We start from the raw sequence: 15,142 nt of genomic DNA, 5'->3' as shown, positions 1-15,142 counted from the left end.
GAGTAAGATGATGATATTTGGGGAAAAAAGATTTTTAATAAGACTATTTGTTATTGCATTTATAACATTAAGTATTCCCACAACCGTTTTAGGCGCTAACCGGTTGTCAATGAAGTCAAAACCCGTATTGATTTTAGCAACCGGTACTGTAATAGTAAAACCGGCTTATGGGACATATTCTTTTGCCGGTACGATTAAAAATATAAGCAGTTCGTCCATAACACTGTATAATGGTGCAACCTGCATTATTACGGGTTCAACCGTATGCAAAGCCCCTATGTCCGACGGAAGCACGATGAATATGCAAACCGTTTCCTGCTCGTCTTTTACCAAGGGTGAAACGGTTAAAATTTTAGCCGTTAAGAATTCAAGCGGGGAGCTTGTCGCAACCGAAATTCATGAAGCATTATTCTAACAATAAACCTATCTTTAGTACAAATGGAGGGTTATTTAGTTTTTATACGAAAGAGCATGATAACGGATTTTCTTTTAAGTTTATATTTTTGGGCAGTTATAACCATGCTCACGATGATTTCAGGGATATTAGCCGTTATAGTTTCGTCTTTTAGCGAAGATACCTCACAGAGTATTGCAAAATTATGGGCAAAAGTTATATTAAAAGCCTGCATGATAAAGGTTGACGTCACAGGCGCCGAAAATATATCTTCGCAGAAATCTTATATTATTACGCCTAACCACCAGAGTTATTTCGACATATTCGTTTTACTAGCTTCGCTCGATTTAAATTTTAAATTTATTGCAAAAGCATCGCTTTTTAAAATACCTTTCCTCGGTTGGGCTATGAAAAGACTCGGATATATTGCTATAGACAGGGAAAATTTAAGAAGAGCGCTAAAAAGCGTTAAAAAATCTACCGAACTCATTAAAAACAAAACCTCCATACTCATTTTTCCCGAAGGTACAAGGTCTTTGGACGGAAAACTTTTAAGTTTTAAAAAAGGCGGGCTCAATATGTTTTTGAAACAGGGCAATCCGACCGTTCTTCCAGTCGTTATTAAAGGTACGGTAAATATTTTAAGGAAAAACAGCCTTACAATCCATCCCGGACAAAAAGTCGAACTTCATATTTTAAAGCCTATTGAAGCATCCGAAAAGAAAAAGAATTTTACGTCCGGCAAAGAAGACGATATAATCAAAACGATAGAAGACGAAATACTAGAGGTCTTGAATAAAAAAGCATCAGATGATAAAATTAACGACGTTGTAAATTAATTAACTAATAAAAAAAATAAAAATATAAAAATAAATGCCTAAGTTAAAAGTAATACCTCTCGGCGGACTCGGCGAAATAGGTCTCAATATGATGGTTTACGAGACCGAAAAAGACATTATAATAGTAGATTCCGGAATTATGTTTCCGGAGGATTACATGCTGGGAATAGACATGGTAATTCCCGACATAAGATATTTATACGACCCCGAAAAAAAGAAAAAAATTAGAGGAATCGTTCTTACCCACGGGCACGAAGACCATATAGGCGCCATACCGTATGTGTTAAGGGAGTTTAACATTCCGATATTCGGCACGCCCTTTACTCTTGGAATACTTGAAGAAAAACTAAAAGAACACGACCTGCCTTTTAAAGTATCTCTTTTCACCGTCAAAACCGGAAATACGATTACTCTCGGCGATTTTGAAATAGAATTTATAAGGGTAGCGCATTCTATAATAGACGGAGCAAGCCTTGCAATAAAAACTCCTGTAGGAACCATTATACATACGGGTGATTTTAAATTAGACCAGACGCTCGAAAAAGATGCCGCAACGGATATTAACAGGCTTGCATATTACGGGGATAGAGGCGTTTTAGCATTATTTTCGGATTCTACCAATATAGAAAAAGAGGGATTTACGATATCGGAAAACGATATAAAAAAAACTTTCAGAAATATTTTCAGGGATAACGAAACCAGAATTATAGTAGCTCTTTTTGCCTCCAATATTCACAGAATTTCGGAACTGCTTTCGCTTGCCGCCGAGTTTAATAAAAAGGTTATATTCAGCGGAAGAAGCCTTATGACGTACACGAAGGTAGCCAGAAAATTGGGCTATTTAAGCATTCCCGAAGATATTTTAATAGACGAAGAAACTATCGGCTATTACAAGCCGGAAGAACTTTTAATACTGACGACCGGAACGCAAGGCGAAGCAATGTCTGCGCTGTCCAGAATTTCGGTCGACGACCATAAGTATGTTAAAATTAAGCCTAACGACCTTGTTTTAATGTCTTCTAAGTTTATTCCCGGAAACGAAAAAGCTATATCCAAAATAATAAATAATCTTTATAAAAGAGGAGCCGAAGTTTATTACGAAAACATATCGGAGATACATGTATCCGGGCATGCCAGCAAAGAAGAACTTAAATTTATGATAAATATAGTGAAACCTAAATATTTTATTCCGGTACACGGAGAATTAAAACATCTTTATCAGCATAAAAAACTTGCCGTAAATTCAGGGATTTCGCCATCGAATGTTTTTGTCCTCGAAAACGGAAACAGTCTTGAATTTAATGAAGGATCTGAATGTATGAGAGGCGCAGATGTTTATTCCGGCAGAATTTTCGTGGACGGCAAAGGAATCGGCGACGTCGGCGCACATACTCTTAAAGAGCGGGCGCATCTTTCCGAAAACGGAATGATTATAGTACAGCTTGTAGTGGATTCCAAAACGTCCAATATAATTTCCGGTCCTGATATCGTTTCCAAAGGTTTCGTTTTTGAAGACTACTTTAAGGAATTAAACGAAATTCTTCATAAATTAGTCATGAACGTTATAGAAGAAAATCAAAAAAGAGAAAAAGAAAACGTCGATTGGGTAAAAGTTAAAGACGATATTAGAAAGGCCTTGAAAAAATATTTAAATAAAAATATCGACAGGCATCCTTTTATCTTCCCTATGATTACAGAGATTTAATTTGTTTCGGATTAAATATTTCCATTTTAATGTGGTATAATCTATTTAAAAGTTAATAATTATTAAAGATAATTATTAAATATTCCGTTTAATAAATAGATAACTTACGGAGGTGATAAAAAATGGCATGCGCATCCAAAAAAGCCGCTTCTACATCTAAAAGCAAACCTGCAAAATCAAAAAGCAAATAACATAACTTTTGCGATTTTTGCTTTTAAGCCGTACGGCGGATACCGGCAATACGTTTTTATTATATATATGAAAAAATTAAAACGTATTGCCGTTTTTATTATTAATCGTTGTCTTTGCCGTTTTCTTCTTTAGTTACGCTCTTTTCTGCGTTGGTTCTGCGCTCTTTTGTTTTTGCGATTCTGTCGTCAATTCTTTTGACGAAACCGTTGAAAACTCCTTCGATAGCAAATATAAATTCTTTATTTGCATTGCCGAGATGCTCTACGACGTCGACCGGAATTCTGTCGTAAATTCCATCGACTATTTTATGCCTGAATTCAGACCTTTTTTCCCAGAAAGATTTTTCGTCTTTTGAAAGCATTTTAACCTCCTTATTTCGATACGTTTAATTATACTTATATAAATATTATAAACCTAATCTGACTAAAATTCAAATTGCATAACGGATTATAAAATTAAAATAAAAGGATTTATAAATTAAACGTATTTTTTACCTATTTCGTAACCTAATTTTTCGGAAATCTTATTGCTTGCTTCTATGGTCAGCGGAATAAACATATTTTTTAGTTTTTCGGGCGTAGTTCTTATTACCGGAGCGGAAATAGATATTCCGCCTATTATATGGGTGGTATAATCTCTCAGGGGAGCGCCGATGCAGATAATGCCTTCGTCAAGCTCTTCGTTGTCTATGGCGTAACCTTGAACCTTTACTTTTTCTAATTCTTTGAACAGTTTTTCTTTATCGGTTATAGTATTTTTAGTAAAAGCTTTAAGTTTTTCGGGTAAAATTTTTTCTATATTTTCTCTCGACTCAAAAGCTATTTGACATTTGCCTATAGCCGAAGCGTAAACTGGAAGCATATTGCCTACCCTTGATGCTACCCTTAAAACCTGATCTGCTTCTACTATATCGAGATAAATAAGATTTTTTTCCCTTATTACCCCTACGTAAGCAGATTCTTTTATTTTATCGACCAATTCTTTCATTACCGGTTTTGCTATGCTCAAAAGTCTAAGGTGATTAATGAACGACTGGCCTAACTCTAAGCTTTTAAGACCTAAACGGTAATTTTCGGTGAACGGGTCCTGTTCTATATAGCCCATATATTCTAAAGTAGCAAGGAGCCTGAAAATTTTATTTTTGTGGAGTTTTAGGATTTTACTCAGTTCGCTTACTCCGAGTTCGGACTTATCTCCTTTAAATGCTTCTAATAAATCTAAAGAGTTTAAAACCGTTTTAATGAGATAATTTGTTTTATCCTTTTTTTTGATAGTTTTTTCCATATCCTTTTTATTTTTATTAAGCATATTTGCACCTTTAATCTTTTAACAAATTTTATTTTTAAAAATTTAAACTTGAAATTAATTTTACATAAATAAAAAATAAAATGCAATTTTAAAATATATATCTAGGAAATAATTTAAAAATTTGATGTATAATTAATATAGGATAATTAGTTTAAGACGCTATGATATAATAGTAATCGGTTAAAATTAAATTATAAATTAATTGATAATTAATTAAAAATGAACGCTATCAGGCTTTACCATAAATTGGAATCCGACGATTTTGTGCAATGTCTTATATGCGCCCATAAATGTAAAATTAAAAAAGGCATGACGGGCGTTTGCAAAACAATCGCAAACATAGGCGGCGTTCTATACACTATAAATTACGGTATCTTAGTAGCAAAGAGCGTAGACCCGGTAGAAAAAAAACCGCTTTTTCATTTTATGCCGGGAACGGGTTCTTATTCAATCGCTTCCCCAGGATGCAACTTCAGGTGTTTAGGCTGTCAGAACGCAGACATATCTCAAACATACAGGGACGAAAATTTTGAGCAGTATCTTGAATATTTTAAAAGCCTGGAAAAAACGCCGCCCGAAGACGTCGTAGAAAATGCATTAAAAGCAAACTGCAAATCGATTTCATACACCTATACCGACCCCGCTGTTTTTTTCGATTATAGTTTAGACGTCATGGAGATAGCTCATAAAAAAGGATTAAAAAATATTTTCGTTACCAACGGATATTATACGGAAGAATCCATAAATGCGGCAAAAGGACTTTTAGATGCCGCAAACGTCGATATTAAATTTTTTAACGATACGAGCTACAGGAGAATATGCGGCGGAAGACTTGAGCCGGTGCTTGAATCGGTAAAACTGTTTCATAAAAACGGCGTGCATTTAGAGCTGACTACCCTTTTAATAGACGAATACAATAACAATGATGAAGAAATTAAAAAAATAGCGGATTTTATAGTTTCGGTAGATAAAAATCTGCCGTGGCATATTTCGCGGTTTTTCCCTTTATACAAGATGCAGGACGGACGCGTAACCGAGGAAGAAACGATAATAAATGCCTATAATATCGGTAAGTCGGCAGGATTGAGTTATATTTATGCCGGAAATATACGTTTGAACGGCTATGAAGATACGTCCTGTCCTTCCTGCGGAAAACTTTTAATAAAGAGGCAGGGTTATAATATTCTGGAAAATAACGTGATTAAAGCGGCCGACGAAGCGGGCGAAGGAAAATGCAAATTCTGCGGATATAAAATTTACGGCGTATTTTAATATAAAATTATCTTTAATATAAAATTTTCTTGAATTAAAGTACCGCAATATTATATAATCTATTTTGTAAATATTATTCAGCTATTCATTCCAAGAAATTTAAATTGGGGGATCGTCTAGCGGCAGGACCTGGGACTCTGACTCCCATTACGGAGGTTCGAATCCTTCTCCCCCAGCCATTTAAAAACCGCAGTAAATAAGGCATTTCAGACAATATCCTACCTTGACGTAATTTCTAAATCAACCGATTTTAATATTCTTTACGGCAAGATATTCAATACGGAAAAGATAATCGTTTTATTTTTTCAAAAAATTAGTTCTTTTAATTAAAAATTTGATATTATATATTATTGGTAAAGTAATATAAGTCAGTCCGACCGACAATCGCATATATTAATATAGGAATAGGATAGATATGATTAAAAAGCAAATAAAAATATTAATACTTTCGCTTGTCATATTTTCCGCAAACTCTGTTTGCGCTTTTTCCGTCCTAAGCCCGCCCTACAACCAGTCCGACCATAATTTTAATAAACTTGCGATGCGGGTGTATAATACCGGCAGTCCTTATACTTATGTCAGCGGAGCTTATACCTATAACGCTTTGCCTTTAACTACGACTATGTCGGGCTGTAAACTCATAAGCATTATAAGACGCACGCAGGGCTTTCCGAAACCTGCATATTGGGCTGTCGAAAATTACAAGATATGCGGCGGTAATATCGCAGAGGTTAAAAACACCAATATGGCTGGCTGGGATAATTTGCCAAAAGGTATTAAACCTGTTATCAATAATACTATCCAACAGGCAAGACAATACGGCAAAGCGACCGCTAATTATTACGGATACAGAATAATAGCAAAGACTGGAGCTTACGTCGGGACGGTATTTGTATATGTGCTTAACGGGATAAAGTTAGAAGAGATGATGAGGTTTTAAAAAAATAAGTAAAACTTATAAATGACAACATAAAAAGATTTATTATGTTTAGGTTTAAAATATTATAAAATAAATTAATCTACCCTCTTATCGCCTTTATTGAAAAGTGAGCCGATTCCGCGCGGCGGAGTCCGTAAGCGGCTTCAAGACCCAACAAATATTTCATAAATTAAAATATGCTATAATAAAATTATGGAAAAGGCATTAGATAAAAACCTTGAAATCGCAAAAAAAATAATTATGGAAGAAGTCGAAAAAGCCGGCTATGAGGTGGAGAGGATAATTTTATTCGGTTCAAGGGCAAGAGGGGATTATAAAGAAGGCAGTGATTGGGATTTTTTTGTAGTAATTGATAAAAATATATTTAAAGAAGATATGAAAATGATTTTGCGCAATATTCGTAGAAGAATGGCTGTTAATAACATATCGAACGATATTGTTATTAAATCTAAAGATATATATAAAAATCAAAAAAACGATACAGGATTTTTATCGTATTACGTTAATAAAGAAGGCGTAAATATATGAAAGAATCCGTTGTCGTTTTATTAAAAAAAGCTGAAAACGATTTAAAAGATGCTAAAATATTATATAATAGCAATGAAGCATCCGCAGAAGGAATTTGTTTTCACTGTCAACAGGCGGTTGAAAAATTTTTAAAAACTTACTTGGTTTATAACAATAAAGAAATTAATAAAACGCATGATATATCGGAATTATTACAAGCCTGCAAAAATATAGATAATGCTTTTAGCGAACTTGAAAGATTAAATATAGACGATATAACAAATTATGCGGTTATAGTTAGATATGATGATATTATAGAACCGTCTAAGAAAGATGCAGAAGAAGCTATTGCCATAGCCGAATATGTAAAATTATTTGCTTTAAAAAAAATAAATATAAAATAGAATAAGTTTTGACAAAATAATTTTTGAAAAAATTAACATTGAAATAAATTCTGAGTTTAGGTCTAAAGATATAAGCGAAGGGTTAAGTGTGGATATTTCTTTACAGGTCTTTAGTCAACAGGACTCATGCAAAGCAATTAATTATTTTTCGGGAATAGAAGCATATGAACGAAAAAATCAGTAAAATAAATTATTTTTATGACTCTCTTTTCCAGTAAACCCTTAACAATAAATCTCTTTCGGAAAATGAATAATCTACTTCGCCTTTATATGCTTTTTCTATGTTCCTTCCGATTCTTTGGGCAAGGTCTTCGCTTGTAGTATATATTGTAATAGTTTTTTCTTTTTCGTTTTCTTCAATATTTTCGATTTTTTCCAAAGGGTCTATATAATCCGCTTTTTCTGCAGTATTATTTATAAGATTTAAAATATCGCTTTTATGTTCGAATAAAAAACCGCCGCTTAATTCGACGACTCCATTGTAAAATTTTGTTTTTATTTTTAAACATGCCGGGCAAATAGTATAATTTATATTTTCTTTCTTCTTTAAGGCAGATTTATAAAGTTCTTCGTCTTTTACCCATCTTTTATTATGATAAATATTATGACAACTTTTGCATACGGACATATTTTTATAAGACAAATTGTTTTTATAGGCATCGGATTCGTCGCTTGCCGAATGTTTTTTTATATTCGCAGGATTCCATCTCTTTTCATCCGTCATTTTATTTACCCCCTTTTAATCCTTACAACCTAAAATTAATAATATAGTTATGCTTGATGTTCTATCTTTGTTTTAATTATACCATATGAAACATTTTTTTGTCCGCTTAAGGCAAAAACATATTAAATAAAAAAGGGCAGAACAACAATATGCTTATTTATATCGTTTATAAACGCAACTCCAAATTATTATATAATTGTATTATCTCGTATGATTATCTCATAATAAAATTTATTCATAGATTTATTGCAGGCAATTTAAAATTCCGTGTAACTAAGTGAAATCTAATTTGACTTTTTTGATAAACCGGATATTATTAAATTAAGAGAAGCATTTAATAAACTATCCTTTTTAAATGTTTAAAAATAGAAAAGAAGCTGGAGAAAAACTTGCTCTAGCATTAGGAAAATATAAAGGCGAAGATGTAACCGTAATTGCCCTTCCGAAAGGGGGAATTGAGGTTGCTTTTGAAGTTGCAAAATATTTAAATGCGGAATTTTCGATTATCATCGTGAGAAAACTGCCTTTTCCCGATAATACCGAAGCCGGTTTCGGCGCAGTGGCGGAAGACGGAAGTATTTATATAAACAGACAGTCGTCATGGTATCTTTCCGAAAAAGAAATAAACGGCATAATATCCGCCCAAAAAAATGAAATCAAAAGAAGGATTCTTGTTTTAAGAAAAGGGAAACCGCTCCCTAATCTTGCCGATAAAACGGTTATTCTTATAGACGATGGAATTGCCGGAGGTTCAACAATCAGAGCGGCGATAATGTTGTGCAAAAAACAGCGGGTTAAAAAGATAGTAGTAGCCGTTCCGGTTGCGGGCAGGGATATTGCCGTGCAGATAAGTAAATTAGCCGATGAAACGGTAGTTCTAGAGATGCCGTACGATTTTCATGCCGTTGCCCAGGTTTATGAGAATTGGTACGATGTTTCAGATGAAGAGGCTTTGGAAATAATGGGGCGTATCGGCTATAATTAATAAATTATGCGGGATATTATATTCCGCAAATCCGCTTTATTTCTTCAGATATTCTATTATTTCTATAATAATTCCGTCGGGATCGTTGAGAAAGGCGATTTTCATGCTTTTGTCCATAGAAAGAAAAGGTTCTCTGGAAAAGGTTACGCCGGCTTCTTTTATTTTTTTTGCGTCTTCGTCTATGTTTTCGGATTGAAAAGCGAGATGAGCAAAAGAATTTTCACAATCGTTAAGAGGTTTCGGATTGTCGTCGGCGATAAGTTCTATTTCAAAGTCAGCATTCCGGCTTTTGAGAAAAACTAAAGTGGTTTTATGTGCCTCTATATATCTTTTTTCCCTAACGGCAAATCCAAAAACTTTAACGTAAAAATCTAGCGATTTATTGAGATCGCGAGTTCTTATGGCGGAATGTATTAATTTCATATTATTATTATAATTTATATACTTTTTATTTTCAACGCAATTTCCTGCAATTTCTTTCAATGCGGCATTTCTTGAGGCATTTATAAAAATCTTCACAAATAAAACCTTAAGTGTTATAATAATTAAAATTAAATTTAAACGGGGGTAAATTTATGAAAAGTTTTAAGTTATCAGCTATTGCGGCATTGTTTTCTATTTTTGCAATATCTTTTTTTTCTGGAATATCATATGCAAGACATTACTACTGTCCGCTCGGATATTCGTTTAATCCTAAACTTCAGCTTTGCGTTGGTAAAGGAAGTCTAAAAGGATATAATGCGCTTCCGCAAACTAAAGTTAATAAATTCGAAGGTAAACAGCACATATATATTTGCCCGGATAAATATACTTACGATAAAAAATTACAATTATGTAAAGGCGAAGGTTCTTTGAAAGGAAGCACCGCTCAACCGACGGTTAAAACTTTGAGAGCCGCCGTAAAAGTGTCGGAAAAATTAAATAAAAAAAATAAATCTGCAAAAAATTAGTTTAAAATAATACAAAATTACTTTAATTTAGAATAGCTTAAAAAATCAAATTATTATGAATATTGCCGTAATATTAAGGTCAAGGGAAATGTACGATATTTTAAAGCCTTTCCTTGCGGAACATAATGTGCGGCATTATTCAAATAAAGAAGATTTTTTAAGCTGGATTAAGAAGTCCGGCGACGCTAAAGACTCAGAAAATTTGACTTTAATAGTTAATGCGGGAATTCCTATCGGAGAAGACGTTTTATCTTTTCCAAATATAAAAATTATCCAGCAGTTCGGCATAGGATACGAAAACGTCGATATAAATTATGCATCAAAGAAAGGCGTTTTAGTGTTTAACGTGCCGACTGCCGGTACTTTTAACGCCGTTTCGGTCGCAGAATTATCGCTGTTTTTTATTTTAGCCTTAGCAAGGGATTACAACGGATGCGTCGATTCTATAAATCACGCTATTGCAAATCGTCCTATAGGCGGCAGTATTACCAACAAGAAATTTGCAATAGTCGGATTGGGCGGTATAGGGCAGGAATTAATAAAGATTTTAAAACCTTTTAATCCTGAAATTTATGGTTTGAAGCACAGCAAGCCTGAAGCCGGCTATGCGGAAAAACTCGGTATTAAGTTTGCAGGTACCGTAGACGAAGATTTTAAAAAAGTTGTACCGTCGGCAGATTATATAGTACTTGCAGTTCCGCTTGAAAAAAATACGGAAAATTTAATCAACGACGAAACGGTAGGCTTCATGAAAACAGGTGCATGCATAGTAAACGTCGGAAGGGCGGGATTAATAAATAAAGATTCTTTGATAAAAGGGCTGAAAAGCGGAAAAATTAAAGGGGCCGGTCTTGACGTATTCTGGAAAGAGCCTGTTCATATAAGCGACGAAATTTTTCATTTTAACGTTATAGCTACTCCTCATATAGGCGGAGCGACTTTTGAATCTATTGCGGATATTTCTCGCATATGCGCCCAAAATATAAAAGGTTGGATAGATAACGGAGATTTAATCAACTGCGTAAATAAAGACTTAATAACTGAAATTTAATTTGCTGTCATTATCGCTTTCGCGATATTTACGTCCGCGTTTATCAAAGCATGTCTTTGATGCGGACGGAAATGGACAGATTATAGGGACTATTACTATTATGGAATATAAAGACACGCTGAATTTGCCGAAAACCGATTTTCCGATGAAGGCTAATTTAAAAGCTACGGAAGAAAAATTCCTTAAAGAATGGGAGGAAAGCGGACTTTATAGAAACATAACGGAGAAAACGAAAAGCAGGCATAAAACTTTTATCCTTCATGACGGACCTCCTTACGCAAACGGGCACATTCATCTTGGAACCGCTTTAAATAAAATATTAAAGGATATTATAGTCAGGTTTAAACTGATGTCCGGCTACCGTACTCCTTTTATTCCGGGTTGGGACTGTCACGGACTGCCCATAGAACATAACGTAGATAAGACTTTAAAATCTAAAGACTCTATCTCGAAAAGCGAAAAGAGAAAACTTTGCAGAGAGTATGCGGCAAAGTTTGTCGATATTCAGAAGCAGGAATTTAAAAGGCTTGGAAGCATAGGAAGATACGACGACCCTTACCTGACTATGAATTATGCCTATGAAGCCAATACGGTTAGAAAACTTGCCGATTTCATAAAAAACGGCGGGCTTTACAGAGCAAACAAACCTATATACTGGTGTTCGTCCTGCAAAACCGCTCTTGCGGAAGCCGAAGTAGAATATGCCGAAAAATCTTCGCCGTCTATTTTCGTAAAGTTCAGGATTAATTCCGATATTTCCGAAATATTAGGCAGCTTTAAAACCGGCGGCAAAGACGTTTTTGCGGTAATATGGACTACCACGCCTTGGACATTGCCTTCTAATCTTGCGATATCCGTGCACCCCGATTTTGAATATGTTTTCGTCGATAAAGGCGATGAAATTTTCATTCTAGAGGAAAGCCTTGCCGAAGAATTAATGAAAAAATTCGGATACGGCGATTTTAAAATTATAGCTAAAACAAACGGCAAAAATCTTGAAAATAAAAAAGCCAGACATCCTTTTATAGACAGAGATTCACTGCTTATACTAGGTACGCACGTTAAAAAAGACGCCGGAACCGGCTTAGTGCATACAGCGCCAGGCCACGGCGACGACGATTATGCCGTAGGACTTAAGTATAACCTCCCGGCTTATGCTCCTATAAACAACGAAGGCAGGTTTTTATCCGAGGTAGAAACGTTTGCGGGAATGCACGTATTTGAGTCCAACCCTCATGTCGTAGAAAAACTTAAGGAAGTCGGAGCGTTAGTTCTGGAAGAAAAAATAGATCATTCCTATCCCCATTGCTGGAGATGCAAAAAACCGGTAATTTTAAGATCTACCAAGCAGTGGTTTGTTTCTATGGAAATAAATAATTTAAGAAAAAGATCGTTGGAAGAGATAGAAAAAGTAAAGTGGATACCGAAGTGGGGCATAGACAGAATTTCGGGCATGCTTGAAACAAGACCCGACTGGTGCGTTTCGAGGCAGAGGTCGTGGGGCGTGCCTATAACTGCATTTTATTGCAAAAATTGCGGCGAAGCATATATAGATTACGACCTTACGCTTAAAATAGCCGGAGAATTCGATAAATACGGCGCAGACGTATGGTTTGACAAGCCCGCCGAATATTTTATAAATTTAAGCGAAAAAGAAGTTAAATGCGAAAAATGCGGTTCAAAAGATTTTGAAAAAGAAGAAGATATATTGGATGTATGGTTTGACAGCGGCGTCAGTTATTACTGCGTTCTTAAAAACGACGAAGAGATTAAAACCGTCGGATTTCCGGCAGATTTATATCTTGAGGGGTCGGACCAGCACAGGGGATGGTTTCATTCAAGCCTTTTAATAGGGGTGGGGACCGACGACGGAGCTCCCTATAAAACGGTTTTGACTCACGGTTTCGTCGTTGACAGTTCAGGGAAAAAAATGTCTAAGTCCCTTGGAAACGTCATCAGCCCCGATGAAATAATCAATAAATACGGAGCCGATATTTTGAGATTATGGGCGGCGTCCGAGGATTACAAAAACGATATGAGAATATCGCAGGAAATAATACTCAGGCTTTCCGAAGGATACAGAAAGATAAGGAACACCTTGCGTTTTATGCTGGGCAATATATACGATTTTCAAGAAACGGAGAATTCAGTAAAATACGAAAATTTATCGGAATTGGATAAATACGCGCTGCACAGGATTACCCTTATTTCGCAGGATATTTTAAGGTATTACGAAAATTACGATTTTCATCTCGTTTATCAGGGTATTTATAAATTTCTTATAGAATTTTCCTCTTTTTATTTAGATATAGTAAAAGATATGCTGTACGTCGAAGGGAAAGATTCGCTAAAAAGGCGTTCCGTTCAAACCGTATTGAATTATGCCTTAAACGCGTTTATTAAATTCCTTGCGCCTATTATACCGTTTACGGCTTCTGAAACCTGGGGATATTTTAAAAGGTCTTTAAAACCTGAAAGCTTATTTTTTGAAAATTTTGACGAACCCGACGAAAATTTACAAAATTTTGATATCGAAGAAAAATTCGATAAATTAATAGAAATAAGAAATATAGTTTTATCCGCATTAGAAAAAGCAAGGGATAAAAAAGTTATAGGAAGTTCTTTAGAGGCTAAGATTGTTTTAAAGGCAAGCAATGAAGACTATGGCATACTGAGTAAAATCAACGGCGACGAATTGAAAGACCTGTTTATAGTATCGGGTATAGCTCTTCAAAAAAAGGAATCTTCCGAAGCCGATATAACGGAAGCGGAAGTCGAAAAAGCAGAAGGCGAAAAATGCGCAAGGTGCTGGAAGTATGATGCCGCGGTCGGAACTTATAAAGATTATCCTGATGTTTGCGAAAGATGCCATAGCGTAGTTTCCGATATTATGCGTTAAGCAAAATCATTCTATAATTATATGTGAAGTCGTCGGAACGATAGCTGGGCAGTCTTTTCTAATTGATCTAACTTAATCCCGATTAATAAAGAAACTACGATCTATTATTTTATAAGCCGTAATTTCAATTAATTTACAATTTAAACTATCGAATAATATTATTTAGGGGATATTATGAGAAAGCAGATAATTGCCGCAAATTTTAAAATGAACAAAACGGATGAAGATATTAAGAAGTATTTTGCCGTTTTTCTTGACCTCGTTAACGGATTGAAAAGCAGGTCTAATTTAAGCGGTTTAGATTCCGACCTTATATTTGCTCCGCCTTTTACATCTCTTGCCGAAACTTATAAAATCATTAAAACTTGCAATGATTTTATAAAACTATCGTCTCAAAATGTTTATTTTGAAAAAAGCGGCGCATATACCGGCGAAATTTCCATAGATATGCTGGCGTCGTGCGGATGCGAATATACTATCATAGGCCATAGCGAAAGAAGAAATATATTTAACGAAAATGACGAATTAATCGGCAAAAAAATAGAATCGGTATATAAAGACGGAAGATTAACCCCTATATTGTGCGTGGGAGAAAACTTAGACGTAAGAAAAAATGGCGGCCAAGAAAAATTTGTCGAAAATCAGCTTTTGAATGCGCTTAAATATATTAAAGGAACCGATATAAAATCTTTAATAGTAGCATATGAACCGGTATGGGCTATAGGCACTGGAATGCCTATAAAAGCAGAGGACGGCGAATCTATGCACCGTTTTATTTACGATTATTTGAAGTCTGGTTATTCTATCGGCGAAATAAGGGTTATATACGGCGGCAGCGTAACCGAAAAAAACATTAAAGAGCTTATGGAGAAGCCGTATATAGACGGCGTTTTGGTAGGCGGAGCAAGTTTAGATCCTCAAAGTTTTTATAATATATTTAGGTTTTCGGCTAATATTAATTAAAATGGGGCA

The 15,142-nt window shown here is 35.0% G+C and carries 16 protein-coding genes and 1 tRNA gene; 13 read left to right on the top strand and 4 right to left on the bottom strand.

Annotated features, from left to right (window positions below; all coding sequences use genetic code 11):
- The first annotated feature begins 109 nt into the window (after positions 1-109).
- Genes EVJ48_00350 through EVJ48_00340 form a run of 3 tightly spaced genes read left to right on the top strand, consistent with a single transcriptional unit; the run spans position 110 to position 2,938 of the window.
- Entirely contained in the window at positions 110-415 is a 306-nt protein-coding gene (locus tag EVJ48_00350) for a hypothetical protein (protein RZV40406.1), read from the top strand.
- 23 nt (positions 416-438) lie between these two features.
- A complete protein-coding gene (locus EVJ48_00345; protein ID RZV40405.1) occupies positions 439-1,233 on the top strand; it encodes a 1-acyl-sn-glycerol-3-phosphate acyltransferase in 795 nt (264 codons plus the stop codon).
- A 34-nt stretch (positions 1,234-1,267) separates the two neighbouring features.
- The gene (locus EVJ48_00340; GenBank protein RZV40404.1) at positions 1,268-2,938 is read left to right on the top strand and encodes a ribonuclease J; all 1,671 of its coding nucleotides are present in this window, start codon (positions 1,268-1,270) and stop codon (positions 2,936-2,938) included.
- Between the two features lie 292 nt (positions 2,939-3,230).
- Here the strand turns inward: EVJ48_00340 and EVJ48_00335 are convergent, their stop codons facing one another.
- Together EVJ48_00335 and EVJ48_00330 are read right to left on the bottom strand one after the other, a co-directional pair.
- Positions 3,231-3,491 (bottom strand): hypothetical protein, encoded by a 261-nt coding sequence (locus EVJ48_00335; protein RZV40403.1) that lies wholly within the window; start codon positions 3,489-3,491, stop codon positions 3,231-3,233.
- Between the two features lie 116 nt (positions 3,492-3,607).
- Positions 3,608-4,402 (bottom strand): IclR family transcriptional regulator, encoded by a 795-nt coding sequence (locus EVJ48_00330; GenBank protein RZV40572.1) that lies wholly within the window; start codon positions 4,400-4,402, stop codon positions 3,608-3,610.
- Between the two features lie 255 nt (positions 4,403-4,657).
- Here EVJ48_00330 and amrS point away from each other — a divergent pair, with 255 nt between their 5' ends.
- The 5 genes from amrS to EVJ48_00305 all read left to right on the top strand — a co-directional run bounded on the left by amrS (position 4,658) and on the right by EVJ48_00305 (position 7,561).
- Entirely contained in the window at positions 4,658-5,710 is a 1,053-nt protein-coding gene (gene amrS, locus EVJ48_00325; protein RZV40402.1) for an AmmeMemoRadiSam system radical SAM enzyme, read from the top strand.
- Positions 5,711-5,815: 105 nt separating this feature from the next.
- Positions 5,816-5,889: transfer RNA gene (locus EVJ48_00320), tRNA-Gln, on the top strand.
- Positions 5,890-6,125: 236 nt separating this feature from the next.
- Positions 6,126-6,650 carry a hypothetical protein gene (locus EVJ48_00315; protein RZV40401.1) on the top strand — a complete coding sequence of 175 codons (525 nt, stop codon included), beginning with the start codon at positions 6,126-6,128 and terminating at the stop codon, positions 6,648-6,650.
- Positions 6,651-6,842: 192 nt separating this feature from the next.
- Positions 6,843-7,178 (top strand): nucleotidyltransferase domain-containing protein, encoded by a 336-nt coding sequence (locus EVJ48_00310; protein ID RZV40400.1) that lies wholly within the window; start codon positions 6,843-6,845, stop codon positions 7,176-7,178.
- Positions 7,175-7,561, top strand: coding sequence for a HEPN domain-containing protein (locus tag EVJ48_00305; GenBank protein ID RZV40399.1), 387 nt, complete (start codon positions 7,175-7,177; stop codon positions 7,559-7,561). The genes EVJ48_00310 and EVJ48_00305 overlap by 4 nt, the downstream gene beginning before the upstream one ends.
- A gap of 196 nt (positions 7,562-7,757) precedes the next feature.
- On the opposite strand, the gene EVJ48_00300 is transcribed toward EVJ48_00305, so the two are convergent.
- Positions 7,758-8,285 (bottom strand): ATPase, encoded by a 528-nt coding sequence (locus EVJ48_00300; GenBank protein RZV40398.1) that lies wholly within the window; start codon positions 8,283-8,285, stop codon positions 7,758-7,760.
- A gap of 355 nt (positions 8,286-8,640) precedes the next feature.
- Between EVJ48_00300 and EVJ48_00295 the strand changes: the two genes are divergently transcribed.
- Positions 8,641-9,270: a phosphoribosyltransferase gene (locus EVJ48_00295; protein ID RZV40397.1), complete on the top strand. Its 630-nt coding sequence runs from the start codon at positions 8,641-8,643 to the stop codon at positions 9,268-9,270.
- 36 nt (positions 9,271-9,306) lie between these two features.
- Here the strand turns inward: EVJ48_00295 and EVJ48_00290 are convergent, their stop codons facing one another.
- Positions 9,307-9,789, bottom strand: a complete 483-nt coding sequence (locus EVJ48_00290; protein ID RZV40396.1) for a hypothetical protein — start codon at positions 9,787-9,789, stop codon at positions 9,307-9,309.
- Between the two features lie 56 nt (positions 9,790-9,845).
- Between EVJ48_00290 and EVJ48_00285 the strand changes: the two genes are divergently transcribed.
- From EVJ48_00285 to EVJ48_00270, 4 genes are all read left to right on the top strand, one after another.
- Complete coding sequence (locus tag EVJ48_00285) at positions 9,846-10,220, top strand: hypothetical protein (protein RZV40395.1); 375 nt, start codon at positions 9,846-9,848, stop codon at positions 10,218-10,220.
- A 55-nt stretch (positions 10,221-10,275) separates the two neighbouring features.
- Positions 10,276-11,271, top strand: coding sequence for a lactate dehydrogenase (locus EVJ48_00280; GenBank protein RZV40394.1), 996 nt, complete (start codon positions 10,276-10,278; stop codon positions 11,269-11,271).
- A 100-nt stretch (positions 11,272-11,371) separates the two neighbouring features.
- Complete coding sequence (locus EVJ48_00275; GenBank protein RZV40393.1) at positions 11,372-14,170, top strand: isoleucine--tRNA ligase; 2,799 nt, start codon at positions 11,372-11,374, stop codon at positions 14,168-14,170.
- Between the two features lie 174 nt (positions 14,171-14,344).
- The gene (locus EVJ48_00270; protein RZV40392.1) at positions 14,345-15,133 is read left to right on the top strand and encodes a triose-phosphate isomerase; all 789 of its coding nucleotides are present in this window, start codon (positions 14,345-14,347) and stop codon (positions 15,131-15,133) included.
- The last annotated feature ends 9 nt before the right edge of the window (positions 15,134-15,142 follow it).

The organism is Candidatus Acidulodesulfobacterium acidiphilum (genome assembly GCA_008534395.1).
GTDB lineage: Bacteria > SZUA-79 > SZUA-79 > Acidulodesulfobacterales > Acidulodesulfobacteraceae > Acidulodesulfobacterium_A > Acidulodesulfobacterium_A acidiphilum.
Note: the sequence above shows the minus strand (reverse complement) of the source record. Positions and strands in the feature narration are given on the sequence as shown.

Excerpts from the sequence above, each read along its gene's own strand:
- EVJ48_00340 (RZV40404.1), top strand. The coding sequence starts at position 1,268 with ATGCCTAAGTTAAAAGTAATACCTCTCGGCGGACTCGGCGAAATAGGT.
- amrS (RZV40402.1), top strand. The coding sequence starts at position 4,658 with ATGAACGCTATCAGGCTTTACCATAAATTGGAATCCGACGATTTTGTG.
- EVJ48_00300 (RZV40398.1), bottom strand. The coding sequence starts at position 8,285 with ATGACGGATGAAAAGAGATGGAATCCTGCGAATATAAAAAAACATTCG.
- EVJ48_00310 (RZV40400.1), top strand. The coding sequence starts at position 6,843 with ATGGAAAAGGCATTAGATAAAAACCTTGAAATCGCAAAAAAAATAATT.
- EVJ48_00285 (RZV40395.1), top strand. The coding sequence starts at position 9,846 with ATGAAAAGTTTTAAGTTATCAGCTATTGCGGCATTGTTTTCTATTTTT.
- EVJ48_00335 (RZV40403.1), bottom strand. The coding sequence starts at position 3,491 with ATGCTTTCAAAAGACGAAAAATCTTTCTGGGAAAAAAGGTCTGAATTC.
- EVJ48_00280 (RZV40394.1), top strand. The coding sequence starts at position 10,276 with ATGAATATTGCCGTAATATTAAGGTCAAGGGAAATGTACGATATTTTA.
- EVJ48_00305 (RZV40399.1), top strand. The coding sequence starts at position 7,175 with ATGAAAGAATCCGTTGTCGTTTTATTAAAAAAAGCTGAAAACGATTTA.
- EVJ48_00315 (RZV40401.1), top strand. The coding sequence starts at position 6,126 with ATGATTAAAAAGCAAATAAAAATATTAATACTTTCGCTTGTCATATTT.
- EVJ48_00295 (RZV40397.1), top strand. The coding sequence starts at position 8,641 with ATGTTTAAAAATAGAAAAGAAGCTGGAGAAAAACTTGCTCTAGCATTA.
- EVJ48_00275 (RZV40393.1), top strand. The coding sequence starts at position 11,372 with ATGGAATATAAAGACACGCTGAATTTGCCGAAAACCGATTTTCCGATG.
- EVJ48_00270 (RZV40392.1), top strand. The coding sequence starts at position 14,345 with ATGAGAAAGCAGATAATTGCCGCAAATTTTAAAATGAACAAAACGGAT.
- EVJ48_00345 (RZV40405.1), top strand. The coding sequence starts at position 439 with ATGGAGGGTTATTTAGTTTTTATACGAAAGAGCATGATAACGGATTTT.
- EVJ48_00350 (RZV40406.1), top strand. The coding sequence starts at position 110 with ATGAAGTCAAAACCCGTATTGATTTTAGCAACCGGTACTGTAATAGTA.